The organism is Micromonospora sp. CV4 (assembly GCF_003667455.1).
Taxonomy (GTDB): Bacteria; Actinomycetota; Actinomycetes; order Mycobacteriales; family Micromonosporaceae; genus Micromonospora.
This window is the reverse complement of record NZ_RCVI01000120.1, coordinates 1-5,266: the sequence shown is the minus strand read 5'-3', so window position 1 is coordinate 5,266 and position 5,266 is coordinate 1. Positions and strand designations below refer to the sequence as shown.

Genomic DNA, 5,266 nt, shown 5'->3' with positions numbered 1-5,266 from the left:
CACCCACCTGATGTACGCCATGGACGCCGGCACCGGCCAGGCCCGCTGGCTGAGCCACGAGACCGACCCGCAGCCGTGGACGGACGACTACGTGGACGCGGTGACCGACGTCGGCGACGACTTCCCCGGGCTCGGCGACGGTGAACTACGGACCGGCCCGGCGCAGGCCGCGAACCTGCCCGCGCCGAAGCTGGACGTGCTCGCCGACAGCACCTCCGGCGTCGAGCGCACGCTCCGGCTGCGGCTCACCCCGCAGCGGGCGGTCCGGCTCGCCACCCTGCACGTCGACACGTCGACCGCCACCGTGCTGCGGGCCGAGGTCGCCGGCCGGTCGGTGCCGGTGGAGCCCCGGGAGGGGAAGTGGGGCTTCGGGCTGGTGTTCCACGCTCCACCGACGGAGGGGATCGAGGTCACCCTGACCGTGCGGCCGATCGCCGGGCAGGTGGCGCTGCGGGCGATGGACGCCAGCGACGGGCTGGACGCGCTGCCCGGCTTCCGCCCCCGGCCGTCGGCCGTCGGCATCGTCGGCTCACACAGCTCCGAAATGCTGGCCGTCGCCCGTACCTACCCCATCTGACGGGCGAGCCGGTGGTCCGGTGGAGCCTCTCCGCCGGGCCACCGGCCGCCGCCCGTCCGCACTGATCGCCGGTGTTACTTCCAGCGGAAGTGCACGAAGAGCCGGCCGAAGTTCTTGGAGTCCTTCTCCACCCGGTGATAGAGCTGCTTGACGTCCTTCTGGTCGAGGAACCGCAGCACCCGCTTCTTGAGCTGGCCCGACCCCTTACCCGGAATGATCTCCACGAGGGTGGCCTTCTTCGCCACCGCCTCGTCCATGATCCCGCGCAACGCGCGGTCGATGTCCTGGCCCTTGTTGAAGATCTCGTGCAGGTCCAGCTTGAGCTTCATGCCGCAGCCCCCGGCCGGTCAGGTCCCATGTCCGCCATCCTAGGCACGCCTGGCGGCGCGCCCGCCGCACGACGACGGGGCGGCCCCGAAGGGCCGCCCCGTGCACGTCACCGGTCCCGCGTCAGCGGGTGCCGCCCAGGCGGGTCTCCACCCGCTCCAGCGCGATCCGGTAGTCGTCGTTGGCCGCGTACATGGCGGCGGCGATCCGCAGGTGCCGCAGCGCGTCCGAGTGCCGGTTGAGACGCTCCAGGGTCCGGCCCAGCACGTGGTGCGCGTAGTGGTCGCTCGGGTCCCGGTCGACCAGCTCCCGCAGCTGCTCCTCGGCCCGGTTGAGCTGGGCCGACTGGAAGTACGCCCGGGCCAGCAGCTGCCGGACCGCCGCGTTGCCGGGTTCGGCGTCCACGATCGGCTCCAGCAGTCGGGCCGCTCCGCTCGGATCACCGGTCTCGAAGAACATGGTCGCCCGCCGGTAGTCCGCCAGAAGATCCATCTGCCCACCTCCTCGGGTCGCGCCGTCACTGTTCCGACGCTGGCACAACGCTGGGCGTTTGGCGACTGTTCCCCGGGTCTCTTCCGGCCGCCGGCGGGTCAGGTTCTGGCGTCCCGGCGCCCGGCGGACAGCTCCCACGCGCGGACGCCGCCGACGATCCCCGCCGTGTTGGGCACCACCACGACGTCGTCGCCCATCCGAGCGAGCTGTTCGGGCCGGATCAGCCGGGAGTTGCCCCCGCCCAGGTAGAGCCGGTCCCACCGGAACACCGGGCGGAGCCCGTCCACCACCTGCCGGATCCGCCGGGACCAGAAGGCGTCGCCGAGCCGGCGGCGTTCCGGCTCGCCCACGTACGTGTCGTAGGTGGTGCCCCACCGCACCGGCGCGTGGGACAGCTCCAGGTGCGGGGCGAGCACCCCGCCGTCGAAGAGGGCGCTACCGAGCCCGGTGCCCAGGGTCAGCACCAGCTCGCAGCCGGTGCCGGCGACCACCCCGGCACCGTGCACCTCGGCGTCGTTGAGCACCAGCGCCGGCACGCCGAACGCGTCGGCCAGCGCGCCCCGCGCGTCCCAGCCGGACCACTCGGCGACCAGGGCCGGGTCTACCCGACTGCGTGGTCCGCTGCGGGTCACGTAGTGCGGGGTGGTTACCACCACTCCGTGCCGGATCATCCCGGGAACGCCCACCGTCAGCCGGTCGGCCGCCGGCAGCCGCCCGCCCAGGTCGAGCAGGGTGCGCACGAACAGCTCAGGCGGCAGCGGGTACGGGGTCGGCACCCGCAGCGGCCGGGCCCGCATCGTGCCGGCCTCGTCGAGCACCGACGCCTTGATGCCCCCGCCACCGCAGTCGATCGCCAGTGTGGTCACCACGTCGTTGAGTCTGCCCGCTGCGGCCCGGCCGTATGCCGGCGGCCGGATAGGCTGCCGTCCTGATGAGCGCCACGATGATCGTCAAGGACCTGGCCGCCGGGCACGGCGAACGCCCACTCTTCGCCGGATTGGACCTGGTCGTCGCCCCCGGCGACGTGATCGGCCTGGTCGGGCCGAACGGCGCCGGCAAGTCGACGCTGCTGCGTACCCTCGCCGGGTTGCTGCCGGTGGAGGCCGGCAGCGTCCGACTCAGCCCGCCCACCGCGAGCGTCGGCCACCTGCCGCAGGAGCCGGAACGGCGGCCGGGCGAGACGGTACGCGGGTTCCTGGCCCGACGGACCGGGGTGACCGCCGCGCAGGCGGCGCTGGACGAGGCGACCGAGGCGTTGACCGCCGGGGCCGCGGGCGCCGACGACGCGTACGCCGACGCGCTGGAGCGCTGGCTCGCCCTCGGTGGCGCGGACCTGGACGAGCGCGCCGAGCAGGTGAGCGCCGACCTGGGGCTCGCCGTCGACCTGGACCACCCGACGACCGGGCTCTCCGGCGGTCAGGCGGCCCGGGCCGGGCTGGCCTCGCTGCTGCTCAGCCGCTACGACGTGTTCCTGCTCGACGAGCCGACCAACGACCTGGACCTGGCCGGGCTGGAGCGCCTGGAGGAGTTCGTGACCGGGCTGCGGGCCGGCACGGTGCTGGTCAGCCACGACCGGGAGTTCCTCACCCGTACGGTCACCCGGGTGCTGGAGCTGGATCTGCCGCAGCAGCAGGTGCACCACTACGGCGGCGGCTACGCGGCCTACCTGGAGGAGCGCGAGGTGGCCCGCCGGCACGCCCGCGCCGACTTCGAGGAGTACGCCGACACGAAGGCCGGCCTGGAGGCGCGGGCGCGCACCCAGCGGGGCTGGATGGAGAAGGGCGTCCGCAACGCCCGCCGCAAGGCCACCGACAACGACAAGATCGGCCGCAAGTTCCGGAGCGAGGCGAGCGAGAAGCAGGCCGCGAAGGCCAAGCAGACCGAGCGGTTGATCGAACGGCTCGACGTGGTCGAGGAGCCCCGCAAGGAGTGGGAGCTGCGGATGGAGATCGCTGCCGCGCCCCGCGCCGGCGCCGTCGTGGCCACGCTGCGTGGTGCGGTGGTACGCCGCGGCGGGTTCACTCTCGGCCCGGTGGACCTCCAGATCGACTGGGCGGACCGGGTCGCGGTGACCGGGGCGAACGGCTCGGGCAAGTCCACCCTGCTGGCCGCGTTGCTCGGTCGGCTGCCGCTGGACGCCGGCACCGCCTCGCTCGGGCCCGGGGTGGTGATCGGCGAGGTGGACCAGGCGCGAGGGCTGTTCCTCGGCGACGTGCCGCTGATCGACGCGTTCCAGGCGGCCGTACCGGAGATGTCGCCGGCGGACGCGCGGACCCTGCTGGCCAAGTTCGGGCTACGCGCGGCGCACGTGCCGCGGCCGGCGGCCACCCTCTCCCCCGGTGAGCGGACGCGTGCCGCTCTGGCTCTGCTCCAGGGGCGCGGGGTCAACCTGCTGGTGCTCGACGAGCCCACCAACCACCTGGACCTGCCGGCCATCGAGCAGCTCGAGTCGGCCCTGGCCAGCTATCCGGGCACGCTGCTGCTGGTCACCCACGACCGGCGGATGCTGGCCGCCATCGAGACGAACCGCCGGCTGCGGGTCGACGCCGGGCGGATCGCCGAGGACTGATCCGTGCCGGCGGGCCGAAGCAGGGTGAGAATGACGCCATGCTCAAGTGGGAGTACGCGCTGCTGATCCGGCGCCGCCAGGCGGCGACCAACGATCTGGGCTGGGAGGTCGTCTTCGTCTGGTACGGCCCGGACGGCTCGATGGTCGACGTGACGCCGTTCGGCGACACGGCGCTGGCCCACCTGAACCGGGCCGGCGACCAGGGCTGGGAGTTGGTCGCGATGAGCGAGGACCCGTCCCTGCCCGGCAACCACGAGTTGCACCGCTACCACCTCAAGCGGCCGAAGCCGTCCGCCCCGCCGCCCCGCCAGCGGATGCGTGGCGGCGGCCGGCCGGGCCGCCGCACTCTCTCCGGCTGACCGGCACGACCACTCGGCGAACTGGCCTCGGCCCGGCCTCGCCGGACACAGGTCGCAGTTGAGCGGTATACCTCAGGGTCATAAAAATGACTCTGAGGTATACCGCTCGCCGCAGTCCCGGCTCGACGACTGCGACACGCCGACCGACCGGCACGCCGGCCCACGGACACGGTTGACGAGCGGGGCATACCGGGCGCGGATCGGGGTATCGCGCGGCGGGAGGTGGCCCGAATGGTCGCTTTGGCACAGACTCCGCCCTCGGCCGACCGGCTGCGGGCGATCGACGGGTTCCTCGCTGAGGCCTGGGCGGACCAGGTCCGGCACGACGACCGACTGCGTGGCCTGGCGGTCGAGGTGCGGTTCGACCGGGGTGTCGCCCACCTGAGCGGGGAGGTGGCCGAGCCCGCCGAGCTGCGGCTGGTCCGCGACCTGGTGGGACGGCTGGCCGGGGTCTACGGCGTGTGGTGCCGGGTCGGCGTCGGCGGGCGTGAACCGGTGGTGGTGGACCTCGGCTGCGGGCCGACCAAGCAGTGGGCGGGCAACCTGGGGCTGGACATCTTCCCGGCCCCGGGGGTCGACGCGGTGGCGGACCTGTCGGGCTCGCTGCCGCTGGCCGACAACTCGGTGGACGTCCTCTTCGCGGTGCACATCCTCGAGCACCTGATCGACTTCCTGCCGCTGGTCGACGAGTGCCACCGGGTGCTCCGCCCGGGTGGTGTGCTGCACGTGATGAGCCCCTGGTGGGGGCATGTGAACGCGGTCGCCGACCCGACCCACGTCCGGCTGATGGACGTGCAGACGTTCAAGGGAATCTGCCAACTCCGGCCGCCCGGCAGCCCACGCTGGTACCCCCTGCACGCCGGCTGCGACGGCGCCTCCATCTTCGCCGACCTGACCCCGCTGCCACCCGACGCCGACCCGGCCCCCAACTCCCACCTGTCC

5 protein-coding genes and 2 pseudogenes are annotated in these 5,266 nt (G+C 73.3%); 4 read left to right on the top strand and 3 right to left on the bottom strand.

What is annotated here, in order from left to right; translation table 11 throughout:
- Positions 1-577 (top strand): annotated as a pseudogene (locus EAD98_RS01265) (peptidase); the annotation flags it as partial.
- 74 nt (positions 578-651) lie between these two features.
- On the opposite strand, the gene EAD98_RS01260 reads toward EAD98_RS01265, so the two are convergent.
- The 3 genes from EAD98_RS01260 to EAD98_RS01250 all read right to left on the bottom strand — a co-directional run bounded on the left by EAD98_RS01260 (position 652) and on the right by EAD98_RS01250 (position 2,265).
- On the bottom strand, positions 652-906 hold the full coding sequence (locus tag EAD98_RS01260; protein ID WP_007465523.1) for a Smr/MutS family protein: 255 nt from the start codon (positions 904-906) through the stop codon (positions 652-654).
- Positions 907-1,027: 121 nt separating this feature from the next.
- Positions 1,028-1,396, bottom strand: coding sequence for a M48 family metallopeptidase (locus EAD98_RS01255; RefSeq protein WP_121652252.1), 369 nt, complete (start codon positions 1,394-1,396; stop codon positions 1,028-1,030).
- A gap of 98 nt (positions 1,397-1,494) precedes the next feature.
- On the bottom strand, positions 1,495-2,265 hold the full coding sequence (locus EAD98_RS01250; RefSeq protein ID WP_121652251.1) for an ROK family protein: 771 nt from the start codon (positions 2,263-2,265) through the stop codon (positions 1,495-1,497).
- 62 nt (positions 2,266-2,327) lie between these two features.
- Between EAD98_RS01250 and EAD98_RS01245 the strand changes: the two genes are divergently transcribed.
- The 3 genes and pseudogenes from EAD98_RS01245 to EAD98_RS01235 form a co-directional block, all read left to right on the top strand.
- The gene (locus EAD98_RS01245) at positions 2,328-3,965 is read left to right on the top strand and encodes an ABC-F family ATP-binding cassette domain-containing protein (RefSeq protein ID WP_121652250.1); all 1,638 of its coding nucleotides are present in this window, start codon (positions 2,328-2,330) and stop codon (positions 3,963-3,965) included.
- A gap of 38 nt (positions 3,966-4,003) precedes the next feature.
- Positions 4,004-4,249 (top strand): annotated as a pseudogene (locus EAD98_RS01240) (hypothetical protein); the annotation flags it as partial.
- Positions 4,250-4,555: 306 nt separating this feature from the next.
- Positions 4,556-5,266: methyltransferase domain-containing protein (locus tag EAD98_RS01235; RefSeq protein ID WP_121652248.1), on the top strand; the 711-nt coding region annotated here is incomplete at its 3' end.